Here is a 25,861-nt window from a genome sequence, read left to right on the forward strand (position 1 = left end):
TATGCAGCACGAAAATTTACACGAGCCTTTTTCCATTGTGTTTACAACACTGGATGAATCCCCGCAGCAGGAGCACAAGCACAGTTTTTTTGAGCTGGTGTATATATTATCGGGCACCGGCATGCAGTGTATCAATAAGAGCAAGTTCCGGTATCATGCAGATCATATGTTCCTGATCACGCCGGAAGACTGCCACGCTTTTGAGATTGAAAGCACCACTTCTTTTTTCTTCCTGCGTTTCAATAATATCTATATCCGCTCCAAAAGTATTCATACGGATAATATCCGGCGCCTTGAATTCATACTGCAGCATGCCAACCATCAGCCGGGCTGCATACTGAAGAACGTGGTAGATAAAACCCTGGCAAGACCTATTATTGAGGCCATTGCGCGTGAGTATGCGCAGCGTGATCTGTACAATAAAGAGCTGGTACAGCACCTGGTGAATACACTGATCGTAGTGGTGGCCCGTAACATTGCAAAATACCTGCCGGAGCGGGTGGCAGCGGATACGGAAGAAAAAGCCATGGATATACTGCAGTACATCCAGCAGCATATTTATGATCCTGATAAGATCCGTACGGAGGAAATCAGCCGCCGTTTCGGCGTATCAGCATCTTACCTGGGGCGATATTTTAAACGGCATACCAACGAAACCATGCAGCAGTATGTCAACAATTACCGCCTGAAAATGATCGAGCACCGGCTGCTGCACAGTGATATGCGTATGGGTGAGATTGTGCGGGAACTTGGGTTTACGGACGAAAGCCACCTCAATAAATTCTTCAGGAAGCAGAAGGGGATGAGCCCGACGGCATTCCGGAAAGCGCATATTTCCGCCTGAAATACCATAAAGAGATAAGGGTGCCGGTTAAGCCCGTGAGGCCGGTTACCAGCACCAGCTGCTGGTAAAATTGCAGCCAGTTTGCCTCTACCTTCAATATAGTTTTGATCAGCAGTACACCTACACTACCGAGGTAACCGAAGGAGTCTGCCAGGTAGATGAGAAAACCTACATTGCCGGCAAGGCGGAAAGCGGCAATGAAGCGGTCAAACAAAATGCTGTTAAAAGGAATGTATACCATGTAGAGGCCCAGGCCCACCAGTAACATCCAGCTATATAAAGACGTCAGCCCCTGCATATACAGCAGCGTGATCACAAGGGATATCACAAAGCCCAGCAGCATGATCACCTGCGCCAGCATAAAGGCGCGGAAATTATTCCGTAACAGCATCATGGCGGCGATCAGTATCAATATAACTACGGTGATGACGGTTTCTGTACTGGCAAATACACCGGCATTGAATACCTCGCCCGACTCACGCCACATGTCTGCCATGAAGCTGTCGCGTACTTCGCGCAGGATGGTGACCAGCACATAGATCACTACCAATGAGCAGATACCGGGCAGGAAGCCGGCTACCAGGACGCGGCGCTGCTGGCGGGACATAGGCAGGCGCTCCATGCGCTGTGCCTTATCAGCCTCGCCGGGAGAAGGGATCTTTTCAAGGAGATATACAAAGAGCAGCAACGCTGGCATAAAGATGCAGCCCACTACAAAAGGCATCCAGTATTCAGATACCTGCCAGCTGTTCATGACCCATTGGGCGGTGGATTTTGCCAGCCCGGAAGCAAAGATGAAGCTCACCGCCAGTGCCGCGCTGATCATGTCTGTGGTCCTTCTGCCTTCCACATAAGAGAACACCACACCCCACAGCATGCCCAGGGGAAACCCGTTCAGCAGCAGGCACCAGCAATTATAAGGTGCAGGCAGCAGGGCAAACAGCAGCCAGGCTATCCAGGCAATACCCACCAGGAGCAGGATGAGTTGTCCGCGGCCTATGCGTTTCATCTCCGAAATAAAGCGGATGCCATAGAACTTGCTCAGCATATAACCAGATACCTGGGTAACCACCAGCATTACCTTGTAATCCAGTCCCAGCAGGGTATGCCCGGCATAAGGCGCTACATTAAAGGCCTTGCGGAATGCAAAAATGCTGGTATAGGCGGCAAAACTGGTAAGGGCTGCAAAGAGGGCCACGGAGATCTCGCGGGTACTGAATTTAATATCCTTCATCCCCTAAAAATTAATATTTTTATGCGTAACATTTAACACTTATGGAAAAATCCAACAGACGTAAATTCCTGGGCACCGCTGCCGCCCTCGCTGCAGGTACTGCTGCCACCGCCATGCCGCTGCCTTTGAAAGGCAACAAATACCCCGTAATACATCATGTGTTTTTCTGGCTGAAGAACCCCGGTTCTGTTGAAGACCGCAACCAGCTGGTAGAAGGTGTAAAGACACTCTCTAAAATACCTACGGTAAAAGAACTGCGTGTAGGCGTTGTAGCCAGCACAGAAAAAAGAGATGTGGTAGATAACAGCTGGGGCGTGTCTGAGCTGATGTTCTTTGAAGATCTTGCCGGGCAGGCCGCTTATCAAACGCATCCCATCCACCTGGAGTTTATTAAGAACTACGGACATTTGTGGGAGAAAGTGATTGTGTATGATGCTGTAGACGCCTGAAGGATGCAGCAGGCAAAGCCTCGTATTATATTGCTCCACTCCAGGCTGCTGGAGGATTATCCTTCCGGCTCTGCCATCAGCTATCATGGAGGGAGGTTTTACCTGCTGGGAGATGATGCCCGCAGCATTGCCATCCTCGACGGTGATTACCGCAACGCAGGCGCTATACAGCTTTTTGACTACCCTGAAAAGCGGATTCCCAAGGACCGGAAAGCTGATTTTGAGACCATGGTAATAGTGGAAGCAGCAATCCAGCCGCATTTACTGGCTATTGGCTCTGCTTCCCGCAGGGAAAGGGAGCAGCTCATGCTGATCTCCCTGCAGCCGCCCGGTGCGCAGCTTTCCCGGTTTGATACCGGGGTATTTACAGCACGCCTGCGCAGCGCTGGTATCAAAGAAGTAAATATAGAGGGAGCAGCGCTGGCAGGAGCGCGCCTGCTACTGGTGAACCGTGGAAATAACACCTATCCTGAAAATCATCTCATCATTACCGGAAAAGATTACTGGCTTCACCAGGAAAATGCCCCGCTTTCCGTATTGCCATTAACGTTACCAGCCCATTCCGGGGACTTCCTGGGTGTTTCTGAGCTTTGCTACGATGCCTTGTCTGATACGCTGCTGTTTACCCTCAGCAGTGAGGCCACTGCCAACGCATATGATGATGGCACTATCGGCGACAGCTATCTGGCCTGGGTGGATCGTATCAGCCAGAAGCTGGAACAGCCGGTCCTTACCCTGGATGCTTTGATCAATCTGCCGGAGGCAGATGCCGCATTTAGGGGGAGAAGATCGAAGGCATTTGTATAGAATCAACCCGTGGAGATGAATATCTGCTGCACCTGGTGGCTGATAATGACAAGGGCGAAAGCCGCCTGTTCAGGCTTAAATTGCTGAAGAATGCATGATAACGCCTGGTAGCAGAAGCGCCAGGGTACAGCCACTATAAGATAAGCACGCGTCCTTTGTTTAAGATGTGTTGTATCTTGCAGCCTGGTTAACAGATTTAAACCGCAATTAACTTTTTTTCAGATGAGATATTGTATTGTTGCGCTTTTGCTGATTATATGCGGCAGCGCTGACGCCCAGCGGAAAGAAAGGGCGCGTGATCTTGGTATTCCTTTTGAAGGCCAGCCGGGGGCTTATAATGCCATCACAGATGTAGCCGGTGTGGAAGTAGGTTACAGCACCATTGTAAAAGGTAAGGGCGCAAAGGCGGTACGCACCGGTGTTACCGCTATCCTGCCGAGAGGCAACAAACATAATCCTGTATATGCCGCCTGGTATACGCTCAACGGTAACGGGGAGATGACGGGCACTACCTGGGTGGAAGAATCCGGTTTCCTTGAAACGCCGGTGATGATCACCAATACCAACAGCGTGGGCATTACCCGGGATGCCGTGCTGAAATGGGTAGCTACCCGCAACTGGTTTGAAGATAATGAGCTGTGGTGGGGACTGCCCGTAGTGGCAGAAACCTATGACGGTATACTCAATGATATACTGGGTTTCCATGTAAAGGAAGAACATGTATTTGCTGCATTGGACAGCGCCAGGGGCGGTCCCATTGCAGAAGGTAATGTAGGCGGCGGCACCGGCATGATGTGCCTGGGCTTTAAGGGCGGTACCGGTACCTCTTCCCGCGTGGTGAACATTGCGGGGAAGAAGTATACCGTGGGCGCACTGGTACAATCCAATTTCGGCGCCCGGAAGGACCTCACTATTACCGGTGTGCCGGTAGGAAAATTATTAGGGGATACATTACCTTACCGCATTTACGGCGGACCAGACAACTATACACCCGGTACCGGCTCTATCATTGTGGTGATTGCAACAGACGCGCCCTTGCTGCCGCACCAGCTGAAACGGCTGGCACAGCGTGTGCCGATTGGCGTTGGTTTGACAGGAGGGAAGGGGCATAACTCTTCCGGTGATATCTTCCTGGCATTTTCTACTGCCAATGAAAAAGCATATGTGGCAGATTCGCTGGGTATTGTACAGCAATTGCCTAACGAGTGGATAGATCCCTTGTTTGAAGCCACTATCCAGAGCACGGAAGAAGCGATCATCAATGCCATGACTGCAGCAGAAACCATGGAGGGTGTCTATGGCAACACTGCGTACGCTTTGCCGCATCACAAAGTGAAGGCTTTGATGCAGGAGTATATCAGAGACATTCCCGGAAAAGAATTAAAACCGGATGCCGGTATACGGCTGTCAAAGGAGCTACTGGATACTTACAGCGGTACCTATACGAACAGCCTTGCCAGCCCGGTGATCATCACCAGCAAGGACGGTAAATTGCAACTGGCCAGGGGAGAAGGAGCTCCAACGAGGGAGTTGCTGCCGGTGGCGAAAGATGTGTTTATGATAAAGGGAAATTTTGTCAGGATCGTGTTCAACCGGGAACTGCAGCAGCTAGCGGTTGAAGACGACAGTATAGAGATGGTGTACAAAAAGAAAGCAAAGTGACAGGCTGGCTTTCCTGGATCATTGTACTTGCCCTGCTGCTGGTGGTCGCTATGGTCAGTGTCCGTAAACGGAAGCTGACCGGTAGCGGCGGAATTGCCGCCATCTTCACCGGCCTGCTGGTATTTGCAGGAGCCGGATACATTGGCGTGCTGTTACTCGCTGCTTTTTTTATCATGGGCACCGTGGCCACTTCCCACCGTAAGGATTTAAAGGCAAAACTGCAGGCAGGAGGGGAGCATCCCGAAGCCCGTAATGCAGGCCAGGTGTTGGCCAATGGCGGTACAGCCGTTTTAACGGCCCTGCTGGCATTGATAAATCCGCACGCCAAAGATACCTATACCATGATGCTGGCCGCCGGCCTGGCGGCTGCCACGGCAGATACCCTGTCTTCTGAGCTGGGCATGGTATATGGCCGTCATACCATCAACATCCTCACATTTAAAAAGGAAGCCCCCGGATTGGATGGCGTAGTTAGCCTGGAAGGCACGTTGCTGGGCGCTGCGGGCGCCCTGTTGATAGCGCTGATCCATGCTGTTGCAACCGGTTCCGGGGCCGCGGTGCTGTTCATCACCCTGGGCGGAGTGCTGGGCAACCTGGCAGATTCTGTGCTGGGCGCCTCACTGGAGCGCAGGCATTATATCGGTAATAACGGCGTTAATTTCCTGAACACGCTCTTCGGCGCACTGGCGGCCCTGTTATTCATTTGCCTTTAATATATAAGAAAACATTCATCGGTAGGCCCATGCCGCCTGTTGATACGGCTATGATTTAGAGGATTTACGAAAAAAGATCAAAAATTGTGGACAATTTTTAAGAATTTTGCGGTTACCTTTTAAATTATGAAAAATGAGTAAAGCACCCGCTACATTATTTGACAAAGTATGGGATTCCCATGTGGTCAGGAAGATTGAAGACGGCCCTGATGTGTTGTTTATTGACCGGCATTTTATTCATGAAGTGACCAGCCCGGTGGCCTTCCTGGGACTGGAAAGCCGGGGCCTGAAGGTGATGTTCCCCGGAAAAACGTTTGCAACAGCAGATCATAATACGCCCACTATAAACCAGCACCTGCCCGTGCAGGATCCGCTTTCTGCCAACCAGCTGAAAGCGCTGGAAACGAACTCTGCCAAATATGGCATCTCTCACTGGGGCCTGGGTAACCCCAAGAACGGTATTGTACACGTGGTAGGCCCTGAGAACGGCATCACCCTGCCGGGCATGACTATCGTTTGCGGCGACTCTCACACCTCCACCCACGGCGCTTTTGGCGCTATAGCATTTGGTATAGGCACTTCTGAGGTGGAAATGGTGCTTTCCTCTCAATGTATCATGCAGCCCAAGCCAAAGAAAATGCGCATTAAGGTGAATGGTAAGCTGGGTAAAGGAGTAGTGCCCAAAGATGTGGTGCTCTACATCATCTCCAGGCTGACTGCCGCAGGCGCCACCGGTTATTTCATTGAGTTTGCGGGTGAGGTATTTGAGCAGATGAGCATGGAAGGCCGTATGACCGTTTGTAACATGAGCATTGAGATGGGCGCCCGCGGCGGTATGATTGCCCCGGACGAAACCACCTTTGCTTATATCAAAGGCAGGGAAAAAGCGCCCAATGGCGAAGCCTGGGACAAGGCGCTGGCTTACTGGAAAACACTGAAAACAGACGAAGGCGCTGCCTTTGACATAGAATACGAATACAATGCCGCCGATATTGAGCCCATGATCACCTACGGTACCAACCCGGGCATGGGTATGGGCATTACCCGTCATATCCCTTCTGCTGCAGAAGCGGGCGGCAGCAAAGCCAGCTACGAGAAGTCCCTCAATTACATGGGCTTCCGGGAGCAGGATGAAATGCTCGGTAAAAAAGTAGACTACGTATTCATTGGCAGCTGTACCAATGGCCGTATAGAAGATTTCCGCGCTTTCGCCTCCATCGTAAAAGGCCGTAAGAAAGCAGACCATGTAACGGCATGGATCGTTCCCGGATCACATATCGTGGAGCAGCAGATCAAAGAAGAAGGCATCCTGGACATTCTCACAGCGGCCGGCTTCCAGCTGCGTCAGCCCGGATGTTCTGCCTGCCTGGCCATGAACGACGATAAGATACCTGCCGGTAAATACGCCGTGAGCACCAGCAACCGCAACTTTGAAGGCAGACAGGGCCCCGGAGCAAGAACACTGCTGGCCAGTCCGCTGGTAGCCGCTGCAGCCGCCGTAACAGGGGTAGTCACTGATCCCCGGTCGCTGATGGCAGAGTAATTTCTTTAACCGTATTAAAACGATATACTACAAAAATGGCTTACGATAAATTCACTATACTGAGGAGCACTGCGGTACCTATGCCTATTGAGAACGTAGATACCGACCAGATCATCCCCGCCCGTTTCCTGAAAGCAACCGAACGTAAAGGTTTTGGCGATAACCTGTTCCGCGACTGGCGCTATGAGGCAGACGGTACGCCCAAGAAAGACTTTGTGCTGAATAACCCGATCTACTCCGGCAAGATCCTGGTAGGGGGGAAGAACTTCGGCAGCGGCAGCAGCCGTGAGCACGCAGCCTGGGCCATCTACGACTACGGATTCCGTTGCGTGGTGTCCAGCTTCTTTGCAGACATTTTCAAGAACAACTCCCTGAACATCGGCATCCTGCCCGTACAGATCAGCGCCGGGTTCCTCGATAAGATCTTCACTGCCATAGAAGCAGATCCCAAAACAGCACTGGAAGTGAACCTCGAAGCGCAGCGCATCACCATCCTGTCAACGGGAGAAAGCGAATCTTTCGAGATCAACGGCTACAAAAAGCATAACCTGATGAACGGTTATGATGATATAGATTATCTGCAGTCCATGAAAGCAGATATCGAGTCATTCGCTGCAAAGAGCATCTATTAAACAACACCCCCGAAGTATTATGTCAGTGGCACAGAGATATGTAGAGATAATGGATACTACCCTTCGCGATGGTGAGCAGACCAATGGCGTGTCTTTTTCTCCTTCCGAAAAATTAACCATTGCTCAATTGTTGTTGACCGAAGTAAAGGTAGACCGCATTGAAGTGGCTTCTGCACGCGTATCTGACGGCGAGTTAGCGGCAGTAAAGGCTATTACCAAATGGGCAAAGGCCAACGGACTGCTCAACAAGGTGGAAGTGCTGACATTTGTAGACGGGGATGTTTCTGTACAATGGATGCAGCAGGCAGGCGCCAGGGTAATGAACCTGCTCACCAAGGGCTCGCTCAATCACCTTACCCACCAGCTGAAGAAAAAGCCGGAACAGCATTTTGCGGACGTGGCCGCCGTACTGGCGCTGGCTAAGAAAAAGGGACTGGAATGTAATATCTACCTGGAAGACTGGAGCAATGGTATGCGGCATTCAAGGGACTACGTTTTCCAGTTCCTGGACTTCCTGCAGCAGCAGCCCGTAAAAAGGGTCATGCTGCCGGATACACTGGGCGTACTGGTGCCTGCTGAAACGTATGAGTATATCTCCGCCATCGTAGCCCGCTATCCCAACACACATTTTGATTTTCATGCGCACAACGATTATGACCTGGGCACCGCTAACGTACTGGAAGGTGTTAAGGCTGGTGCGCACGGCATCCATCTTACCATCAACGGGATGGGAGAAAGGGCCGGTAACGCGCCCCTGGCCAGCGCAATAGCTGTATTGAACGATTTTCTGCCCGGGATAAAGACCTCGGTAGCAGAAGCGTCCCTGTATCATGTAAGCAAGCTGGTGGAAACCTTCTCCGGTTTCCGCATACCGGTGAACAAACCGGTGGTGGGCGAAAATGTGTTTACACAGACCGCGGGCATCCATGCCGATGGCGACAAAAAAAACAAGCTTTATTTCAGCGACCTGATGCCGGAACGTTTCGGCCGTCAGCGTAAATACGCCCTGGGTAAAACCAGCGGTAAGGCCAATATTGAAAATAACCTGCAGCAGCTGGGTATCCAGCTCTCAGATGCCCAGCTCAAAAAAGTGACCCAGCGCATCATAGAACTGGGCGACCGTAAAGAGGTGGTTACACAGGCTGATCTGCCTTACATTATCTCTGATATACTGGACAGCAATACCATCGCTGAAAAGGTACGCATAGAGAATTATGTGCTGACCCACGCAACGAACCTGAAACCTTCCGTAACACTGCGCATCTCCGTGAATGGAGAAGTGTTTGAAGAACATGCCCAGGGCGACGGACAATACGACGCTTTCATGAATGCACTGAAGAAAGTGTACAGGAAACGGAAACAGGAACTGCCGGGACTTACAGACTATGCCGTACGCATACCGCCCGGCGGTAAGAGCGACGCCCTCTGCGAAACGGTGATCACCTGGAGCTACAATAACCGTGAGTTCAAAACCAGGGGGCTCGATAGCGATCAGACGGTATCAGCCATCAAGGCAACGCAAAAAATGCTCAACCTGATATAACAGGGAGCAACGCATACATTATTTATTCAACAAACAACAGCATGGCAAGCAAACACATTTTAATTGTTCCCGGCGACGGAATAGGGCAGGAAGTGACTGCAGTGGGCAAACAGGTACTGGACAAAATAGCCGCTAAATTCGGTCATACTTTCACTTATGATGAAGCATTGATCGGGCATGTGGCCATTGAAGCTACCGGCAACCCTTTGCCCGATGAATCATTGGAAAAGATGCGCGGATCAGACGCTGTGCTCTTCGGCGCTGTAGGCCATCCCAAATACGACAATGACCCTACCGCCAAGGTAAGGCCGGAACAGGGCCTGCTGAAAATGCGCAAGGAACTGGGCCTCTATGCCAACCTGCGCCCCATTAAACTGTTTGACGAGCTGCTGGGCGCTTCCAGCATCAAACCTGAAATACTGAAAGGCGCAGACATCCTCTTCTTCCGTGAGCTGACCGGCGATATTTACTTCGGCGAAAAAGGCAGGAAGAACAATGGCGACACCGCTTTTGACATTGCAGAATACAGCCGCTTTGAAGTAGAGCGCATTGCCCGCAAAGCGTTTGAAGCCGCCAGGACCCGCAGAAAGAAACTCTGCTCTGTAGATAAGGCAAACGTGATCGAAACCTCCCGGCTGTGGAGAGAAGTGATCCAGAAAGTAGCACAGGACTACCCGGATGTTGAAGTGGAGCACCAGTTTGTAGATGCTACCGCTATGCTGCTGATCAAGGATCCGCGCCGTTTTGACGTGGTGGTAACCGCCAATCTCTTCGGCGATATCCTTACCGATGAAGCATCACAGATTGCCGGCTCCATGGGTATGCTGGCTTCCGCTTCCATTGGCGATGGTACCGGTGTGTATGAGCCCATCCATGGTTCTGCACATGATATTACCGGTAAAGGAGTGGCCAACCCCCTGGCTTCCGTGCTGTCTGCCGCACTGCTGCTGGATATTTCTTTCGGCATGAAAGCAGAATCTGAAGCTGTGATTAACGCGGTGGACAAAGTACTGAAAGCTGGTTTCCGCACCAGGGACATTGCGGATCAGTCTACCCCTGCAGATAAGATATTGGGTACGGAAGCGATAGGAGCAGAGGTACTGAAATTACTGTAGACTTTATCCAGACTTACAATTGTTATAAGAGCGTTACCTGCGGGTAGCGCTTTTCCTTTTTATGTATGCAGCGATACCTTTACTGGCTCATACCTGAATGGCCGATCAGCTTTGTAACATCCTGGATAAATATTTTCCTGCCTTTGGTGTTCAGTATACCTTCTTCCTTGAACTCTTTCAGGAACCGCACTACATTTTCCTTCCCGGTGCCGGTCATCCCCGCCAGGTCGCTACGGGAAACATCGAGCACTACCGGGCTGCCCGGAGGGGTTCCTTCCTTGAACTTTTCCCGGAGTACAATGAGGGCGATAGCCAGCCGCTCTTTTACCGAGCGGTGAGCAAATACGGAGATGCTGTTGGACAGTACGGTGAATTCATGGCTCAGCATTTTAAGCAGCCGTTGTGAAAGTACGGCAGACCGGGCCAGTGTTTCCAGGAAATCTTCCTTGGGTATAAAAGCAATCTCGCTGGCCTCCAGGGTAGCGGCAGAGTCTGGATAGCGGCCTTCATTCAGTATGGCATGGTAGCCGATCAGCTCTCCCGAATTGGCCACATAGATGATCTGTTCTTTGCCGTCGCGGTCTGCCAGGTATTTCTTCACCTTTCCTTTTTTAATGAAGAAGATGCCGGAGGGAATGGTGCCTTCCCTGAAAAGCACGGCGCCTTTGTCATATTGCTGGATGGTCATGTGGGCGCACAGGCGGCGATACTCTTCCGGTGGAAGGGTGGTCAGGATGGACTGTGACTTGAAATTCCATTTATCTATGGGAAAGATGCCCGCTATACTCATGTTGCAAATGCTGATGCCCTGGGAAATTGATTTTCTGCAGTTTTTTCAGTGAAAAATTGCAGCGCAATCTATGATAATCAAAGGTAGCTTTGCGGCATGAAAATATCAACACCTGGCTGCTATACTTCTGACGCCGCTTTTGACTGGCTATACCCCGAGAAGATACAGCGCCTGTCCAGACGGCATTGGACGCCTATGGGAGTGGCCAAGAAATCAGCGGCATTCCTGGCAGAAGAACCGGGAAAGAAGATCCTGGATATTGGCAGCGGGGTCGGTAAATTCTGCCTGATCGGCGCGCATTTCTATCCCGAGGTGTCTTTTTACGGCATTGAACAGCGGCAGGATCTCTGTGACTATGCCAATGCGGCAAAAGAGGCTACACAAACGCCGAACGCCACCTTCCTGTATGGCAACTTCACCCAGCTGCAGCTGGATGATTATGACCACTTCTATTTTTACAACGCTTTTTACGAGAACCTCGACAATAATGACCGCATCGATCATAAGATCGATTATTCCACCAGCCTGTACCACTACTATTGCCGTTATTTATACAAAGCCCTGCTCAACAAGCCGGCTGGTACCCGGCTGGTCACCTTCCACAGCCTGGAAGATGAGATCCCGCCGGGGTTCCAGCTGGCAGATGCCTCGGCTGATTTTCTGTTGAAGATGTGGATCAAACCTTAGATGTCCGCCCGGGGCTTCCGCCGGATGCTTACTTTGGTATCACCCCGCGTTTCCTGAAATCATCAAAAATGCCCATGAACATCGCTTCCGTTTCCACGTATTCATGGAAACCGGCCCTGCGTGCTTTTGAGCCGTCGGCCAGCAGGTCATAATCCCAGGCGAATACAGCATCCCCAAAGGCCCAGGAAGATACTTCCCCATAGGGGTATTGCAGGCCATATTTAGCCATCATACTGTTCCAGAGCGGCTCTTTGTCTGCCATAACGATGCTGAGCGACATAGGCAGGGGCGGCGCCACGTCCAGCTCAAAATAAGCGGCTATTTTAGGCCACATTTCGTTCCAGCGGAACAGGTCGCCGTTATTGATATTATAAGCCTGGTTGGCGCTGCCCGGGTTGGTGGCCGCCCATACCGTTGCTTTAGCCAGCAGGCCCGCATCCGTCATCTCCAGCAGCTTGTTGTAAGCGCCGGGTTTGCCGGGAAAGCGCAGCGGCAGTTGCAGTTCTTTGGAGATAGCGGCATATACGGCGATCACCATGGCCAGGTTCATTGGATTACCCAGTGCAAAGCCGCCCACTACAGAAGGGCGTATGGCAGACCAGGTCCATTGTTTGCCCTGCTGGCGTTGTTCCAGGAATTGCTGCTGATCTACATTGAATTCCGGCGGCATATGGCCTGGGTCTGACTCCCGGGCAGGGGTTTTAAAAGGCCCCAGGTGGGCGCCGTACACTTTATACCCCTGCATCAGGCTGATGTGCTGCAGCCGGGGAGATGCCGCTTCTACGGCTTCTGTAATGTTCACCAGCATGGCCAGGTTGGGCGGCACCAGTTCTGCCCAGCTGGGTCGGTCCTGGTAGGCAGCATAGAAAATATGCGTTACTTCCTTTAATGCCGGGGTGATCTGCCGCAGGCTTTCCCGGTCCAGCAGGTCGGCCGCCAGCTGCCGTACCTTAGCTGCAGATACGCCGCCCCTGCGGGAAAGGCCGATGATCTCCCAGCCTTCCTGTGTTTGCAGGTAATCGATCAGGTTTCTTCCTATTACACCCTGTGCGCCCACTACCAGGGCCACTTTCTTGTTTGTTGCGTTTGTTTCCATTGCGTTGCTATTGATGGAACAAAGCTAGCGGCATCCCCCTGCTGAATGTTTGTATATTTACAAGGATAATTGGTATTATTCGGTGAATGAAACGGTATATACAACATGAGTTTCTGAAGATCTCCCATTTTGCTACGTGCGAATGGCAGCATCCCGTCCACAACCACAACCATTTCGAGATCGTTTTTGTGCACCGGGGTAAAGGGGCGCATTGCCTCTCGGGCATACATTATCCTTATAAAGACAAAAGCATTTTTCTGCTGGGGCCCAGCGATTTTCATCACTTTGAAGTGGAGGAAGAAACCGTGTTCACCTTCCTTAAGTTTTCTGCAATATACCTCAACGGTATCGGGCAAACGGAGCTGCATACCCGCTGGAACCTGGATATGGACCAGCTGCTGACGCGCCTGCGCCGCAACGATCACCCGCTGCTGGCTACGGAGGCGGAAGCAGAGCGCGCCTGCCGTATCGTTAACTTTATTGTGGAAGAATGGAAGACCAGCGGCGAGGAAACCAATGAAACGATCTTCTTCCTGATACAGGCGCTGTTGTCTGTGATGTACCGTAATATCACCACAGCGGTGCTGCCCGGTAATAAAAAACATTCTGAGAAAATATCGGCGATCCTCCAGTATATTCATCATCATATTTATTCACCGGAGCTGGTGCAGCTGGAGCACCTGGCCACTACTTTCGGTTATTCCAGGAACTACCTGGGCGCTTTTTTCAAGGAACAGACAGGCGTGCCGCTGCGCGATTATATCAATGAATATAAGCTGCACCTGGTAGAGAACCGCCTTAATTTCAGTTCGCTTTCCCTCAAGGAGATCAGCCATACCCTGGGCTTTACAGATATCAGTCACCTGAACAAGTTCTTTAAAACCCACCGGGGAATGAGCCCGTCTGCCTTCAGGAAACAGCTTCAAAAAATATAGCCATGGTCCATACTATTTCCCGCAGGCATTTTCTCTCTATGGCGCCTGCCATGCTTTGCAGCGCCGCCTGGTTAAAAGCAGCCGCAAAGCAGGAGGGCGTTATCATGACCGTTACCGGTGCGGTGAAACCGGCAGACCTGGGGCCGGTGCTACCGCATGAGCATGTACTGGTGGACTTTATCGGCGCTGCCAGGATCAGTGCCAAACGCTATAATGAAGCGGAAGCATACAAGACCATACTGCCTTATCTCAACTCACTCCGGCAAACGGGCTGCCGCTGCATGATGGAATGCACGCCCGATTTCCTGGGGCGTAACGTACGCCTGCTGCAGAAGCTGTCGCTCGCATCCGGCGTTAAGATCATTACCAATACCGGTTTATATGGCGCAGGCGCTCATAAGTACCTGCCTGCTTACGTGCAGCGGGAAACGGCCGCCCAGCTGGCGGCACGCTGGACAGGAGAGTGGAAGAACGGCATCGGGAACACCGGTATAAAGCCCGGCTTTATTAAAAGCGGCGTGGATAAAGGTCCGCTGAGTCCCTTACAGCGCAAGCTGGTGGAGGCAGCCGGCCTTACCTGGAAACAGAGCGGGTTGCCTATTGGTATACATACCGGCGATGGTGCGGCGGCGCTGGAAGAAACGGAAATACTGAAGCGCATGGAAGTGCCCTTACAATCGTACATCTGGATACATGCACAAAATGAAACCAACCTCGAAATACATGAAAAGATAGCCGCAGCAGGCGCCTGGATCTCCCTGGACGGATTGAATAAAGATGTGGCGGAAGATTATATTGCCCGTCTCAGGCGGCTGAAAGCCGCAGGTTTTTTAGACCAGGTGCTGATCTCTCATGATGCGGGCTGGTATAATGTAGGGCAGAAGGGCGGAGGAACGTTCCGTGATTACAATTACCTGCTGGGCACTTTTGTGCACCTGTTGCCCAGGTATGGGTTTACCGCCATGGAGATACGAAAGCTGACGCAGGAGAACCCGGCGAGGGCGTTTACGATCAGGGGATAGGCGCTTATCTACCTCTTACCCCAGCAATCCGATCATCCTGGAATGCGCCACTGCTTCGCTGCTATGCGCAAAGTAACAGCAATGCACCCCCGCGTTTTCGATCTCCTTCATTTTTGCGCGCGTGGCCGCTGCATGCTTTGGAGCTATCTGTCTTATATACACGCAGAAAATCCTGTTCTTAAAATGTGCCACCAGTGAAGCGTAGATGTTGGGATCTTCCTGGCTGTCATCTCCCAGCAGTACAAACACCTGGTGCGGGTATGCTTCCAGCAAACGTGCAATACGCATGAATTTGGTGGCATGCTTGTTCTGCCCTGTTTTAAATACTTCCTGCAGTCTTTTGATCTGCCCCAGCAGATAAATGCCATCCGGCATATCATGGTTCTTGCAGAAACGCCTGATATAGTTGTACAGGTTCCATTCACTGCTGGACACATAAAAGAAAGGATTCTTCGTGTTTTCCGGTGCATGCGCTCCCGCCAGCAACTGATAATGTTGCACTACGCCCTCAAATGGTTTGCGGCTGTCGGCATTTTTGGTCAGTATCACGTACAGCCGCTTCCTCACATTGGAAGAATGTGAGACCAGGAAAGTATCGTCAATGTCAGACACAAATGCGAACTGGTTGCTGAAAGGAATGAATATGCTGCCTGCGGTGGTATCCAGCACTTCCCTGGAAACAGGGTCCAGCAGCTCAATACGGACGCTGTGCCATCCGGGAGATAATACCCGCCCCGGGTTCCACTCAAAGCGGAAGAAGCCATCTGATTCCGTGGTATAATGGTGCTCCACGCCATTCCACTGCATCTTAACAATGGCAGCGGGAAAAGGCTTAACCATGAAAAGACGCAGCAATGCCAGTGTGTTGATCAATGCATTGCGGTGGAACCTTTTCCGCTGCAGTGGACTGAGCAATAAGGCGTGGCCAAACAATACACAGTGCTCTGCATTACCATAACCGTTGTAGGCCTTTATAGCCGGTGTAGTACGCAGCTTGAGCCACTGCAGTATTTTCCGTTTTATTTTCAGGATAAACGATGTTTTACTCCTGTCAGGCATACTTTTTAGAGCTTATCTATTCAACTAATATACCATAATTGAAATGGGGGAGCACAACGCATTTAAACTGTTATTCGTCATTAATCCGGGCGCCGGCAGTAACAGTGGTGTTAACTGGCAGGAAACCATCGCCGGTTATTTCGCGCAGCTTCCACACATTGTTTACTATTTCATATTGGATGATAAACATGGTGCGGATGAATTGGAACAGTACATCAAAAGTATACAGCCAGACCGCGTGATAGCAGTAGGTGGCGATGGTACCGTAACGCTGGTATCAAAGCTGGTGATGGGCACCTCCATAGCCATGGGCATTATTCCTGCCGGGTCTGCTAACGGTATGGCCAAAGAACTGAATATACCTGCTGCGCCTGCAGATGCCCTGGATGTGGTGGTGAATGGAAACATCACCCGCTGCGATCTTATCGGTATCAATGACAGCGATGTTTGCCTGCACCTCAGTGATATTGGCCTCAATGCAAGGCTGATCAAATACTTTGAGCAAAGCCCGCTGCGGGGTAAGCTGGGATATGCCCGTGTGCTGTTCAAAACCCTGTACAGGAAAGAACAGGTGCAGGTGCTGATCCGCACAGAGAAGGAAGAGATACAGGAACCCGCCTTTATGGTGGTATTGGCCAACGCGAGTAAGTATGGCACCGGGGCGGTGATCAATCCCCTGGGGGCTATCAGCGATGGTTTCTTTGAAGTGGTGATCGTAAAGAAGCTGGCCATTTCCGAGCTGCTGAAAATGATGTTCAGCAAACAGCGTTTTGACCCCGAGAAGATACAGTGCTTCCGCGCCAGGGAGGTGAATATCACCACCGCCAGGAAGGTGCATTTCCAGATAGACGGGGAGTATAAAGGAAAAGTATACAACGTGAAAGCGAAGATACTGCCCGGGCAGATTAGTATCATCTTACCTCAGTAGGCATTGGCTTTCTTTTGTATACGCTGTTCATACCGCGGCTGCCTGAGTTTTTTCTTCAGCAGGTGCCCCTTCCACAACCATAAACCGCTCAATACTACCGCAGGCAGCATCACAAACCTCACCAGGGCGCTGCCAACCGGAATGGTGGAAACCGGTCCGTAAATATATCCCAGGATGGGGATGCTGAGCACAATATGCATCCAGCGGATGATCTTTCTTTCTGTTGCTGCTTTCATATGACCATAGTTGTTATGGTCCGAAATTAGGAGAAAGCGGCAGTCCGGGTGGGCGCATGTATATTTCATGGGAAAGAGTGCCGACAAAAAGGGGAATCATATCGAAGCTATTCCTCAAAGCGTTTCAGCAGGTTGTCCAGCTCTTTCCGGCTAAGGTCCAGGTGCAGCCCTTCTGTGCTGAGCACATTCTTCTCCCTTAACTGTTTAACGGTGCGGTTAAAGCTCCTCACGGTAATGGCCAGGTAATCAGCCATGTCTTTTTTGGAGAAGAACACCTGCTGCTCTTCCTGCAGCATCAGCAGCCGCAGCAGGCCGTATTCAATAGGGTATACCTGCTGGTAGGATGCCCGAATACAAGTCTGGTCTATCCGCGTGGCCAGCTCTTCCAGCACAATACTGTTGAGCGTTGCATCATTGTGCAGCAATTGCAGGAACAGCTCCCGCGGGATCATGTAGGCGCTTACCGCTGTAATGGTTTCCACGTTACAGAGACAGGGCGTTTTGCGGATGGCTTCCAGCTCGCCGGTAACCTCACCCTTGCCCAGGAACTCAAAGATTATATCCTTGCCGTTGTCTTCCGTACGGTATACCTTGGTGATACCGTCCCTGATGATGTACACATAGTGAATATGATCGTCCTGGCGGATGAATCTTGTTGCCGGTTCAAAAGACTTCAGCATGATGCCCTCGCCCTGCTGGCCGGAGGCCAGGCGTTCTATATAAGACAGGAAAACCGGATTAGTTCGAAGCATATGATGGGTTGGGACAAATGTCCCGTTTTTATTATGGCGGTGTATTTAACTTCACAGCTGTTAAAAGATAAAAATAAGGATGTTTGATAACATTAAAGTAATCGCCTTCGATGCAGATGATACCTTATGGGTGAACGAACCTTACTTCCGTGAGGCGGAAGAGCAGTTCTGCAGCCTGCTGGAAGATTATCTTCCGCACCACAGCGTATCACAGGAATTGTATAAAACGGAGATGGCCAACCTGGCCCTGTATGGCTACGGTATCAAGTCCGTTATCCTCAGTATGATCGAGACGGTGCTGCGGGTAACTGAGAACACCGCCCCGCCGGAGATCATCCTCAAAGTGATCCAGTACGGACAGGAGCTGCTGAACAAGCCTATTGAACTGCTGGACGGTGTAGAGACCGTGCTGCAATCACTTTATGGCAAATACCGGCTGGTGGTGGCTACCAAAGGCGATCTGCTGGACCAGGAGCGTAAGCTGCAGAAATCAGGACTGGCACATTTCTTCCATCACATTGAGATCATGAGCGACAAAAAGGAGAAAGATTACCGGAAACTGCTGAAACACCTGGACTGCAGCCCGGCGGAGTTCCTGATGATCGGCAACTCCCTGAAGTCAGACGTATTACCGGTGCTTGCGCTGGAAGGTCATGCCGTACACATTCCCTACCACATTACCTGGGAGCATGAACGCATAGATCATACCATTGAGCATCCGCAGTTCTTCCAGTTTGAAGCTATTTCAGACATCCTGCCTCATTTACTGCCATGAAACAGCTACTTGATATGAACAGCTGGTCCCGTAAGGACCACTTTGCATTCTTCAGCCGTTTTGAAGAACCTTTCTTTGGCATCTGTGTGGATATTGACTGCACCATTGCCTACCGGCGCGCCAGGAATATGAACACGTCCTTCTTCCTGTATTACCTGCATAAATCACTGACAGCAGCTAACCAGACCACGCCTTTCCGCTATCGTATCATTGATGGTGAAGTGTGGGAATATGACAAGATTAATGCATCGCCCACCATCGGGCGTCCGGATAATACTTTCGGCTTTTCGTATATGGATTATTACGAAGATTATAAGGAGTTTGAAACGGCTGCCCGCAGGGAGATAGACCGGGTCAGGAACACACCGGGACTAGACCCGGCTACCTCCGGCGAGAACGTGATCCATTTCTCTTCCCTGCCCTGGGTAAGCTTCACAGGCCTTTCTCATGCACGCTGTTATTCATTTAATGACAGCTGCCCTAAGATATCCTTTGGCAAAATTAAGGAACAGGGTTGCAGGATGATCATGCCCTTGTCTGTACATGTACATCATGCATTGATGGATGGATTTCACGCAGCTCAGTTCATTAACACCTTCCAGGAGTTAATGGATAACTGATGGTCAGAAGTCCCTGAAGAAACGCACATACGTTGTTAAAGACGATCCGCAGCCGCAGCTCACCACATTTACTACAATGATGCTGCCGGTGGGAAGCGAGAGGCTGCCTTCATACATCTGGCAATTGCTGGCGTTAGTCCCGATGTAGCTCAGCACGATCAAAGTAGGCGAAGCAGCACTGCCGGACTCCTTCACATAGGCATGCGCCACATTACATGCCGCACTTGTTTCTACACAGTAATACTTGCCGCTGGAAGCGTCATAGTAGCTGCAGCTGTAATCAAAGGTTTTTTCAGGTGTGGGCTTCTCTGCAGCGAAACTGCTGCTAACAAAGAACAGGCACATGAAAGCGCACAACAGGCTGAGGGCAAGGGATCTTTTCATAGTTGTTGATTTTGGGTTTAAATCCGGGTTTCAGATCTTGGTTTTTGGAATTTGGAATTTACATCTTGGTTTAGATAACGGAAGATAATAAAATTTAACAGAAAAGGGCGCCATGACAAGCGCCCTTTTTGTTGATCAAGGTTAAATGGCGGAATGACAATTATTTAAACAAGCCCTGCTTCCAGGTCAACCAACAGGGGAATGGAGGTGGGTGCTGTTTCTTTTATGCAAAGAAAAGGCAGCAGCGGTTACAGAAATTGTATAAATCGGAACAATTATTATACATTTATGGCCGTTAAAACGTCGTCAACAAAACCTGCATATCCCTTATTGAACCATCCTATGCAAAAACTTAACATCGCACTGCTGTTCAGCGTAATAGCATTTGTTTCCTGCAGCAAGAAGAATGATCCGGCGCCCGGAGAAAATAACAATGGCAAAGACACCGTCATTGTTGGTAAAAAAGGAGCCGATTTCAGTACCAACACTTCCAATGGCACCTGGTATGGCAACATCACCAAGCTGAAAAGTCACTGGTTTTACACCTGGGGCACCACGCTGCCCTTTGAACAGGCGCCCTCCAACTGCGAATTTGCCACCATGTTCTGGGGCAAAGGCAATGTCACGGCAGAGAATATTGCTTATGTGAAACAGCGTAAGCAGGAAGGCAAAGTAAAATACATCCTGGGTTTCAATGAGCCCGATCTGCCTGACCAATCGAATATGTCGGTAGATGATGCGCTGGCCCTGTGGCCGCAGCTGGAAAGCATTGGTTTGCCCCTGGGCAGTCCTGCCGTGGCCTGGCCCACCCAGCAGTGGTTCACTGATTTTATGACCAAGGCCGCCGCACAGGGCCGCCGGGTAGACTTTATCTGCGTACATATGTATGTTGGACTGGACGACGTGCATTTTGTTGGGGTCTTACAGGATCTGTACAACAAGTATCACCTGCCCATCTGGATCACCGAATTTGCCACCGTTGATAACGACGCCAACACCATGCAGGAAAACGACTTTACCCCTGAACAGGTATTAGGCTTCATGCAAAGGCTGCTGCCCAAGCTGGAAGAGCTGCCTTTTGTACAACGCTATTCCTGGTTCTCAGGCAATCCCACCAGCAGCAGGTTATGGCCCTCCGCCCTCATCGATGCCAATGGTAATCTGACTACCCTGGGACAGTGGTATGCGGAGTTTAAGCCCAATAATAACGTGGGTAAGTAAAAATCCAAATTCCAAAATCCAAATTCCAAAATCCAAATGATCGTCGCGGCTATCTCCGCGCTTTGGAATTTGGTATTGGGATTTTGGAATTTAATAATGTACTGATTAAAGTAGTAGCAGATATCTGGCTTTAGCGATAACTTGAGGGGACAAAACGCTGCCCCATGAAAAAGTATACTCTCCTCGTATTATGCATATTGCTGTTTACAGCCTGTATCAAGCACCCCGAACAGCCCCCGTTACACCGGCCGCAATGGCTGATCAATAAAGTGATACGGGTCACGCTATCATATGGCGCCAATCCATTGCCTGGCAGCCCTGTTGTCAGTGCCACCAAGACGCTTTGGGAAATTGAATATAACCAGCATTATAAACCTTATATCCGGCGTATTTACCAGAGTGGCAGGAATGATACCCTTAACCTGGTATTCCAGATGGCAGATACCCTTTTGTACGATGCAAAACTGCGTGTGAAGGAAATGCGCAGCGCATTCGAAACAGTGATTTTTACCTATTCCGGTAATGATACCCTTCCTTCCCGGAAAGAAGCTCAACCCGCAGGATATACATTAGACTATGCCTATCATGGCGATACCGTGATCATTATGTCAAATGATCCCAAATTCGGGCATGATACTACCCGTGTTGTCTATCCCAACGGCAACCTGAGCTACTCTCTTAGCCAGGACTATCCCACACTGCCGGACGTATATTATTATGACGCATACGATAATGGACCGATCATTGAACGCAGCATGAACCTCTCCATAGGAGGGCTGTATAATCTGCCCTTCACCGTTGGCGCTACACCCCGTTTGTCGCGGAACAACTGGACCCATTCCACCTTCTTTTATGTAGACAGGGTGACAACGTATAACGAATACGGACTGCCAATCGCTTCCTATGTACAGGAATACTTTCCGGAAGAAAAGCACATCTGCCGCTATGAATATTTCGAAACAAGGCCGTAAATTGTTACTTTAGGTACACAATACCTAATGCAACTTATCATGCAAGTAAAATTACCCCGCCTGTTTCCCGTACTATTACTTTCGCTGCTGGGCAGCGCTTTGTCTGCACAGGACAATGACCAGCAATTATCAGCTACCATTGTGCACAAGGACAGCCTTTTCTGGCACGGCTATAATGCCTGCGATACAAATGTCATGCGTGCATACTTTGCAGAAGATGTTGAATTCTATCATGACAAAGGCGGCGTCACCATGGGGCTGGAAGCGCTGGTGGCATCCTTTAAAAATAACCTCTGCTCAGGTAATTTCAGATTGCGCAGGGAAGCGGTGGAAGGCAGCATGAAGGTATTTCCCCTGAGAAAGAATGATGTGATATACGGCGCTATCCTCAGCGGCGAACATGTATTTTATGTGAAGGAGCAGGGGAAGCAGGAATATGCCGACGGACTGGCTAAGTTCACACACCTGTGGATGCTGCAGAATGGTGAATGGAAGATGACCCGTGTGCTTAGCTATGATCATGGTCCCGTACCGTATATCAATAAAAGAAAAGCGCTCACCTTAACGCCTGCCGTCTTAAATACTTACACCGGAGAATACAAAGGGCCGCAAAGCGGCGAGGCCAGGGTAGCAGTAGAAAATGGCCGGCTGATCCTTTATCTGGGCAGCAAATCCATCCCCTTATTTGCGGAGAAAGAAGGCCTCTTTTTTCTAAAGGAACGTGACCTCACCTTTGAATTCGTAAAGAGCGGCAATGCCATTACCAAAATGGTGGTTCGTGAAAGGGGAGCAGTGGCAGAAGAACTGGCTGCCGTACGCTAAGCGCCTGCAGACTGCATCAGCTCACGCACCCGTGCCAGGTGATGGTCATCATGCTCTGCTACAAAATAGGCCAGGTCAACGATTCGCATCGGTGTTTTCAATCTCGGGTGCAGGGCTGCTCTTTCCAGCTGTTCATCTGTTAATGACAACAACTTCTCTACAAATGCCTGCCGCTGTTCCCTGAAGCGTTGCAGCAGGCTTACTGTTTTTGCAGCATTATGATTGGCCTGGTGCGTGGCCTGGTTGGTAAGATCCGCTGCCCGCAGCTCAGCCGCGCCATTTACCAGGTCGTCTATCCGCCCGTACCACAGGGGCTCCAGATCGCCAAGATGCCCTATTTCCTCCCTGATGCTCCACTTGTCGTCCGGCTTTAATGTAAGCAGGTTTGGATCCAGGCGGCCAACGATCTCTTCTACACGCGCCGGGGTGCCACCAAGGCGTTCTATGATAACCGGCAGCAGGCCATTGCTTAACGCATAAAATTCCCCATTGCGTAAATAATTTTCCTGATCCGTATACTATTCCATTTCAACATTCAGCAATTTTGCCCGCTGTATGTATTCTATCAACCTAATATCGCTTTCAATGTTCAAATGCCTTATTCTGTTAGTATTATTAATATGCACGCTTGGCACGGCGAGCGCACAGCAGGCAAACGACAATACCGGTACTATCAAAGGGACTATTACCACCGCCGAAGGAAGTCCTGCTGCCGCCGTTACCGTTAAGGTTAAAAATACCCGCTGGGGTGCTGTCAGCGACGAACAGGGACAATATACCATCACCAACGTGAAGCCCGGCGACTGGCTGCTTGCCGTGAGCAACCTGTCAGCCCTTGAGACAAAAAGAATAACCGTAAGCGCCGGAAAAACCACCCGGGCTGATTTCGTGCTGACTGAAACCGCCGCACAGCTGAAAGAGATCACCATTATTTCCAGGAATGTGAACAGGGAAGATAAGTACGTGGCCAAAATGCCATTGCGCAACCTGGAGAACCCCCAGGTGTACAATACCGTATCAGCAGAGCTGTTAAAACAACAGGTGATCTCCAACTATGACGATGCCTTTCGCAATGTGCCCGGTATCACCCGCACCTGGGAATCAACCGGCAGAGCGGGGGATGGCGGCGCCTACTTCGCGCTCAGGGGCTTTGATGCACAACCTTTGCTGGTGAACGGACTGCCCGGCATTACCAGCGGCAACCTGGACCCCGCCAATATCGAGCAGATCGAAGTGATCAAAGGCCCTTCCGGTACGCTCTTTGGCGGCAGCTTCTACAGCTACGGCGGTATGATCAATACCATTACCAAAAAGCCTTATTACACCTTTGGCGGCGAAATAGCTTATAACACCGGCAGCTGGGACCTTCACCGCGTAACGCTGGATATCAATTCACCTTTAAGCAAAACGAAGAAAGTAGCCCTGCGTCTTAACGGCGCCGTACATACGGAGAACACCTTCCAGGATGCCGGCTTTAAGAAGTCCTACTTTGTCGCACCGTCTTTTTCATGGGAAGTGAACGATCGCCTGTCTTTCAGCGTAATGGCCGAAGTGCTGCAGGAAAAGAGAGCTGTTCCGCCGGTGTTTTTCCACTCCGACAGGGTATCCCCGCTGGATTTCAGGACCGTGGAAGAGCTGGGACTGAACAACCGGAAGTCGTTCACCAGCAACGATCTGACCATCAAAAACCCCCGCACCAATGTACAGGCGCAGATGCTGTATAAGCTCGCCTCCAACTGGACCTCGCAGACAGTCGTATCCACCGGAAGGGTAAAGGCCGACGGCATCTATACGTATATATGGGATGATGTTCCCGGCGATAAATGGTTCCAGCAGTATTTTCACTACGAGCACCAGACCACCACTACGCTGGATATCCAGCAGAACTTCAACGGCGATTTTAAGATCGGTAACATGCGTAACCGCCTGCTGGTAGGCCTGGATTACTTCCACCGTCATGTGGTGGAAGCCAGTTCCGCCTGGGCTACAGGAGGCAGGAATGTAACGGCCCCCGGCGAAATAGGCTACTTTGATCCTGCAACCGGTGAACCTGCCCCTCTCTTTGATCTCACCATGGAAGCGATCAAAAACCTGGTAACGCCGCTGGATGAAACAAAAAGCGACATCTCCAACAGCACCTACGCAGCGTATGCTTCCAACGTACTGAACATCACGCCCGCCCTGAATGTAATGCTCAGCCTGCGTGCAGACTACTTCGATTCAAAAGGGGACAAGGATACGGATGAGGACGACTACAACCAGTTTGCCCTCTCACCTAAATTCGGTGTAGTATACCAGCCCATATTGAATAAGTTGTCTGTATTCGGCAGTTACATGAACGCATTCATCAATGTAGCGCCGCAGCAGGTGTCAGATCCTGATGAGAACTTTACCTACGTTAAGTCTTTCGAGCCTGAACATGCCAACCAGTTTGAATTTGGCGCCAAAGGCGTATTGCTGGGTGAGAAATTAACCGGCACCATCTCCGTTTACGAAATAAAGGTGAGCAACCGTGTAATGCCCGATCCAGCTAACCCGCTGAATGTTATACAAGGCGGGAAAGTACGCAGCAGGGGTGTTGAACTGGACCTGAACGCCGCCCCGGTGCAGGGCCTTAATATTATTGCCGGGTATAGCTTTAACCGCATTAAGAACCTCGCCGGTGATAAGAACGACTTCTACGGTGAGCCCGGGAGGAATCCCGGCGGCCAGGGCCCTCAGCACCTGGTAAACCTCTGGGCCACCTACAGGTTTGAACAGGGGGCGCTGAAAAATTTCGGTATTGGACTGGGCGGCAACTACGGCAGCACCTACAAGGTGATAGACAACAGCCAGACAGGTGTATTCCTGCTGCCTGCCTACACATTGCTGAACGGCAGCGTATGCTATAATGCCCGTAAGTTCAGGGTATCCTTTGCGCTGAATAATATCACGGATGAGGTATGGTACACGGGATACTGGTCTATTAACCCCCAGAGGCCAAGGAACTTTGCGGCAAGCGTAGCGTATAAGTTTTAGCCT

27 protein-coding genes are annotated in these 25,861 nt (G+C 50.7%); 19 read left to right on the plus strand and 8 right to left on the minus strand.

The features are described from left to right. Position 1 precedes the first annotated feature (1 nt). Positions 2 to 844: an AraC family transcriptional regulator gene (locus Q0577_RS18030; RefSeq protein ID WP_298738677.1), complete on the plus strand. Its 843-nt coding sequence runs from the start codon at positions 2 to 4 to the stop codon at positions 842 to 844. Here Q0577_RS18030 and Q0577_RS18035 read toward each other — a convergent pair. Then, positions 786 to 2,078, minus strand: coding sequence for a DUF5690 family protein (locus tag Q0577_RS18035; protein ID WP_298738680.1), 1,293 nt, complete (start codon positions 2,076 to 2,078; stop codon positions 786 to 788). The two genes, Q0577_RS18030 and Q0577_RS18035, sit on opposite strands and share 59 nt — an antisense overlap. Before the next feature lie 41 nt (positions 2,079 to 2,119). On the opposite strand from Q0577_RS18035, the gene Q0577_RS18040 reads away from it, so the two are divergent. The 8 genes from Q0577_RS18040 to leuB all read left to right on the plus strand — a co-directional run bounded on the left by Q0577_RS18040 (position 2,120) and on the right by leuB (position 10,542). Next, positions 2,120 to 2,527: a Dabb family protein gene (locus Q0577_RS18040; protein WP_298738683.1), complete on the plus strand. Its 408-nt coding sequence runs from the start codon at positions 2,120 to 2,122 to the stop codon at positions 2,525 to 2,527. Between the two features lie 3 nt (positions 2,528 to 2,530). Further along, complete coding sequence (locus Q0577_RS18045) at positions 2,531 to 3,334, plus strand: hypothetical protein (protein WP_298738685.1); 804 nt, start codon at positions 2,531 to 2,533, stop codon at positions 3,332 to 3,334. Positions 3,335 to 3,556: 222 nt separating this feature from the next. Continuing rightward, complete coding sequence (locus Q0577_RS18050) at positions 3,557 to 4,996, plus strand: P1 family peptidase (protein ID WP_298738687.1); 1,440 nt, start codon at positions 3,557 to 3,559, stop codon at positions 4,994 to 4,996. Then, entirely contained in the window at positions 4,993 to 5,709 is a 717-nt protein-coding gene (locus Q0577_RS18055; RefSeq protein WP_298738690.1) for a DUF92 domain-containing protein, read from the plus strand. Before Q0577_RS18050 ends, Q0577_RS18055 begins: the two co-directional genes overlap by 4 nt. A 133-nt stretch (positions 5,710 to 5,842) precedes the next feature. Then, positions 5,843 to 7,252, plus strand: coding sequence for a 3-isopropylmalate dehydratase large subunit (gene leuC / locus Q0577_RS18060; RefSeq protein WP_298738693.1), 1,410 nt, complete (start codon positions 5,843 to 5,845; stop codon positions 7,250 to 7,252). Between the two features lie 35 nt (positions 7,253 to 7,287). Beyond that, positions 7,288 to 7,884, plus strand: a complete 597-nt coding sequence (gene leuD / locus Q0577_RS18065; protein WP_298738695.1) for a 3-isopropylmalate dehydratase small subunit — start codon at positions 7,288 to 7,290, stop codon at positions 7,882 to 7,884. Between the two features lie 19 nt (positions 7,885 to 7,903). Next, positions 7,904 to 9,427, plus strand: a complete 1,524-nt coding sequence (locus Q0577_RS18070; RefSeq protein ID WP_298738697.1) for an alpha-isopropylmalate synthase regulatory domain-containing protein — start codon at positions 7,904 to 7,906, stop codon at positions 9,425 to 9,427. Positions 9,428 to 9,468: 41 nt separating this feature from the next. Next, a complete protein-coding gene (gene leuB / locus Q0577_RS18075; protein WP_298738699.1) occupies positions 9,469 to 10,542 on the plus strand; it encodes a 3-isopropylmalate dehydrogenase in 1,074 nt (357 codons plus the stop codon). A gap of 79 nt (positions 10,543 to 10,621) precedes the next feature. Here leuB and Q0577_RS18080 read toward each other — a convergent pair whose 3' ends face one another. Continuing rightward, complete coding sequence (locus Q0577_RS18080; protein ID WP_298738701.1) at positions 10,622 to 11,332, minus strand: Crp/Fnr family transcriptional regulator; 711 nt, start codon at positions 11,330 to 11,332, stop codon at positions 10,622 to 10,624. A 96-nt stretch (positions 11,333 to 11,428) separates the two neighbouring features. Between Q0577_RS18080 and Q0577_RS18085 the strand changes: the two genes are divergently transcribed. Further along, positions 11,429 to 12,019 carry a class I SAM-dependent methyltransferase gene (locus tag Q0577_RS18085; protein WP_298738702.1) on the plus strand — a complete coding sequence of 197 codons (591 nt, stop codon included), beginning with the start codon at positions 11,429 to 11,431 and terminating at the stop codon, positions 12,017 to 12,019. Between the two features lie 28 nt (positions 12,020 to 12,047). Here Q0577_RS18085 and Q0577_RS18090 read toward each other — a convergent pair whose 3' ends face one another. Then, a complete protein-coding gene (locus Q0577_RS18090) occupies positions 12,048 to 13,115 on the minus strand; it encodes an SDR family oxidoreductase (protein WP_298738704.1) in 1,068 nt (355 codons plus the stop codon). 86 nt (positions 13,116 to 13,201) lie between these two features. On the opposite strand from Q0577_RS18090, the gene Q0577_RS18095 reads away from it, so the two are divergent. Next, on the plus strand, positions 13,202 to 14,050 hold the full coding sequence (locus Q0577_RS18095) for an AraC family transcriptional regulator (protein ID WP_298738706.1): 849 nt from the start codon (positions 13,202 to 13,204) through the stop codon (positions 14,048 to 14,050). Positions 14,051 to 14,052: 2 nt separating this feature from the next. Further along, positions 14,053 to 15,072, plus strand: a complete 1,020-nt coding sequence (locus Q0577_RS18100) for a hypothetical protein (protein WP_298738708.1) — start codon at positions 14,053 to 14,055, stop codon at positions 15,070 to 15,072. Positions 15,073 to 15,087: 15 nt separating this feature from the next. On the opposite strand, the gene Q0577_RS18105 is transcribed toward Q0577_RS18100, so the two are convergent. Next, complete coding sequence (locus tag Q0577_RS18105) at positions 15,088 to 16,131, minus strand: phosphatase domain-containing protein (protein ID WP_298738710.1); 1,044 nt, start codon at positions 16,129 to 16,131, stop codon at positions 15,088 to 15,090. A gap of 43 nt (positions 16,132 to 16,174) precedes the next feature. Here Q0577_RS18105 and Q0577_RS18110 point away from each other — a divergent pair, with 43 nt between their 5' ends. Next, positions 16,175 to 17,059, plus strand: coding sequence for a diacylglycerol kinase family protein (locus tag Q0577_RS18110; protein WP_298738713.1), 885 nt, complete (start codon positions 16,175 to 16,177; stop codon positions 17,057 to 17,059). Here Q0577_RS18110 and Q0577_RS18115 read toward each other — a convergent pair. Together Q0577_RS18115 and Q0577_RS18120 are read right to left on the minus strand one after the other, a co-directional pair. Further along, the gene (locus Q0577_RS18115; RefSeq protein ID WP_298738716.1) at positions 17,053 to 17,295 is read right to left on the minus strand and encodes a hypothetical protein; all 243 of its coding nucleotides are present in this window, start codon (positions 17,293 to 17,295) and stop codon (positions 17,053 to 17,055) included. The genes Q0577_RS18110 and Q0577_RS18115 overlap by 7 nt on opposite strands. Positions 17,296 to 17,402: 107 nt before the next feature. Further along, positions 17,403 to 18,047 carry a Crp/Fnr family transcriptional regulator gene (locus Q0577_RS18120; protein ID WP_298738718.1) on the minus strand — a complete coding sequence of 215 codons (645 nt, stop codon included), beginning with the start codon at positions 18,045 to 18,047 and terminating at the stop codon, positions 17,403 to 17,405. 79 nt (positions 18,048 to 18,126) lie between these two features. Between Q0577_RS18120 and Q0577_RS18125 the strand changes: the two genes are divergently transcribed. Both Q0577_RS18125 and Q0577_RS18130 read left to right on the plus strand, forming a co-directional pair. Beyond that, on the plus strand, positions 18,127 to 18,822 hold the full coding sequence (locus Q0577_RS18125; protein ID WP_298738720.1) for an HAD family hydrolase: 696 nt from the start codon (positions 18,127 to 18,129) through the stop codon (positions 18,820 to 18,822). Next, entirely contained in the window at positions 18,819 to 19,442 is a 624-nt protein-coding gene (locus tag Q0577_RS18130) for a chloramphenicol acetyltransferase (RefSeq protein ID WP_298738721.1), read from the plus strand. The genes Q0577_RS18125 and Q0577_RS18130 overlap by 4 nt, the downstream gene beginning before the upstream one ends. Positions 19,443 to 19,445: 3 nt before the next feature. On the opposite strand, the gene Q0577_RS18135 is transcribed toward Q0577_RS18130, so the two are convergent. After that, complete coding sequence (locus Q0577_RS18135; protein WP_298738725.1) at positions 19,446 to 19,826, minus strand: hypothetical protein; 381 nt, start codon at positions 19,824 to 19,826, stop codon at positions 19,446 to 19,448. Between the two features lie 342 nt (positions 19,827 to 20,168). Here Q0577_RS18135 and Q0577_RS18140 point away from each other — a divergent pair, with 342 nt between their 5' ends. The 3 genes from Q0577_RS18140 to Q0577_RS18150 all read left to right on the plus strand — a co-directional run bounded on the left by Q0577_RS18140 (position 20,169) and on the right by Q0577_RS18150 (position 22,840). Further along, a complete protein-coding gene (locus Q0577_RS18140) occupies positions 20,169 to 21,047 on the plus strand; it encodes a glycosyl hydrolase (RefSeq protein ID WP_298738726.1) in 879 nt (292 codons plus the stop codon). A 164-nt stretch (positions 21,048 to 21,211) separates the two neighbouring features. Continuing rightward, positions 21,212 to 22,018: a hypothetical protein gene (locus Q0577_RS18145; RefSeq protein WP_298738728.1), complete on the plus strand. Its 807-nt coding sequence runs from the start codon at positions 21,212 to 21,214 to the stop codon at positions 22,016 to 22,018. Positions 22,019 to 22,057: 39 nt separating this feature from the next. Then, positions 22,058 to 22,840 carry a DUF4440 domain-containing protein gene (locus tag Q0577_RS18150; protein WP_298738730.1) on the plus strand — a complete coding sequence of 261 codons (783 nt, stop codon included), beginning with the start codon at positions 22,058 to 22,060 and terminating at the stop codon, positions 22,838 to 22,840. Here Q0577_RS18150 and Q0577_RS18155 read toward each other — a convergent pair. Then, complete coding sequence (locus tag Q0577_RS18155; RefSeq protein WP_366884670.1) at positions 22,837 to 23,301, minus strand: DinB family protein; 465 nt, start codon at positions 23,299 to 23,301, stop codon at positions 22,837 to 22,839. The two genes, Q0577_RS18150 and Q0577_RS18155, sit on opposite strands and share 4 nt — an antisense overlap. 124 nt (positions 23,302 to 23,425) lie before the next feature. On the opposite strand from Q0577_RS18155, the gene Q0577_RS18160 reads away from it, so the two are divergent. Next, positions 23,426 to 25,858, plus strand: coding sequence for a TonB-dependent siderophore receptor (locus tag Q0577_RS18160; RefSeq protein ID WP_298738731.1), 2,433 nt, complete (start codon positions 23,426 to 23,428; stop codon positions 25,856 to 25,858). Positions 25,859 to 25,861 lie beyond the last annotated feature (3 nt).

Origin of the sequence: uncultured Chitinophaga sp., from assembly GCF_937898475.1 — a bacterium.
Classification (GTDB): Bacteria; Bacteroidota; Bacteroidia; order Chitinophagales; family Chitinophagaceae; genus Chitinophaga.

Coding starts and splice junctions, on each gene's coding strand:
- Q0577_RS18030 (WP_298738677.1), top strand. CDS start 2: ATGCAGCACGAAAATTTACACGAGCCTTTTTCCATTGTGTTTACAACA.
- Q0577_RS18035 (WP_298738680.1), bottom strand. CDS start 2,078: ATGAAGGATATTAAATTCAGTACCCGCGAGATCTCCGTGGCCCTCTTT.
- Q0577_RS18040 (WP_298738683.1), top strand. CDS start 2,120: ATGGAAAAATCCAACAGACGTAAATTCCTGGGCACCGCTGCCGCCCTC.
- Q0577_RS18045 (WP_298738685.1), top strand. CDS start 2,531: ATGCAGCAGGCAAAGCCTCGTATTATATTGCTCCACTCCAGGCTGCTG.
- Q0577_RS18050 (WP_298738687.1), top strand. CDS start 3,557: ATGAGATATTGTATTGTTGCGCTTTTGCTGATTATATGCGGCAGCGCT.
- leuC (WP_298738693.1), top strand. CDS start 5,843: ATGAGTAAAGCACCCGCTACATTATTTGACAAAGTATGGGATTCCCAT.
- leuD (WP_298738695.1), top strand. CDS start 7,288: ATGGCTTACGATAAATTCACTATACTGAGGAGCACTGCGGTACCTATG.
- Q0577_RS18070 (WP_298738697.1), top strand. CDS start 7,904: ATGTCAGTGGCACAGAGATATGTAGAGATAATGGATACTACCCTTCGC.
- leuB (WP_298738699.1), top strand. CDS start 9,469: ATGGCAAGCAAACACATTTTAATTGTTCCCGGCGACGGAATAGGGCAG.
- Q0577_RS18080 (WP_298738701.1), bottom strand. CDS start 11,332: ATGAGTATAGCGGGCATCTTTCCCATAGATAAATGGAATTTCAAGTCA.
- Q0577_RS18085 (WP_298738702.1), top strand. CDS start 11,429: ATGAAAATATCAACACCTGGCTGCTATACTTCTGACGCCGCTTTTGAC.
- Q0577_RS18090 (WP_298738704.1), bottom strand. CDS start 13,115: ATGGAAACAAACGCAACAAACAAGAAAGTGGCCCTGGTAGTGGGCGCA.
- Q0577_RS18095 (WP_298738706.1), top strand. CDS start 13,202: ATGAAACGGTATATACAACATGAGTTTCTGAAGATCTCCCATTTTGCT.
- Q0577_RS18100 (WP_298738708.1), top strand. CDS start 14,053: ATGGTCCATACTATTTCCCGCAGGCATTTTCTCTCTATGGCGCCTGCC.
- Q0577_RS18105 (WP_298738710.1), bottom strand. CDS start 16,131: ATGCCTGACAGGAGTAAAACATCGTTTATCCTGAAAATAAAACGGAAA.
- Q0577_RS18110 (WP_298738713.1), top strand. CDS start 16,175: ATGGGGGAGCACAACGCATTTAAACTGTTATTCGTCATTAATCCGGGC.
- Q0577_RS18115 (WP_298738716.1), bottom strand. CDS start 17,295: ATGAAAGCAGCAACAGAAAGAAAGATCATCCGCTGGATGCATATTGTG.
- Q0577_RS18120 (WP_298738718.1), bottom strand. CDS start 18,047: ATGCTTCGAACTAATCCGGTTTTCCTGTCTTATATAGAACGCCTGGCC.
- Q0577_RS18125 (WP_298738720.1), top strand. CDS start 18,127: ATGTTTGATAACATTAAAGTAATCGCCTTCGATGCAGATGATACCTTA.
- Q0577_RS18130 (WP_298738721.1), top strand. CDS start 18,819: ATGAAACAGCTACTTGATATGAACAGCTGGTCCCGTAAGGACCACTTT.
- Q0577_RS18135 (WP_298738725.1), bottom strand. CDS start 19,826: ATGAAAAGATCCCTTGCCCTCAGCCTGTTGTGCGCTTTCATGTGCCTG.
- Q0577_RS18140 (WP_298738726.1), top strand. CDS start 20,169: ATGCAAAAACTTAACATCGCACTGCTGTTCAGCGTAATAGCATTTGTT.
- Q0577_RS18145 (WP_298738728.1), top strand. CDS start 21,212: ATGAAAAAGTATACTCTCCTCGTATTATGCATATTGCTGTTTACAGCC.
- Q0577_RS18150 (WP_298738730.1), top strand. CDS start 22,058: ATGCAAGTAAAATTACCCCGCCTGTTTCCCGTACTATTACTTTCGCTG.
- Q0577_RS18160 (WP_298738731.1), top strand. CDS start 23,426: ATGTTCAAATGCCTTATTCTGTTAGTATTATTAATATGCACGCTTGGC.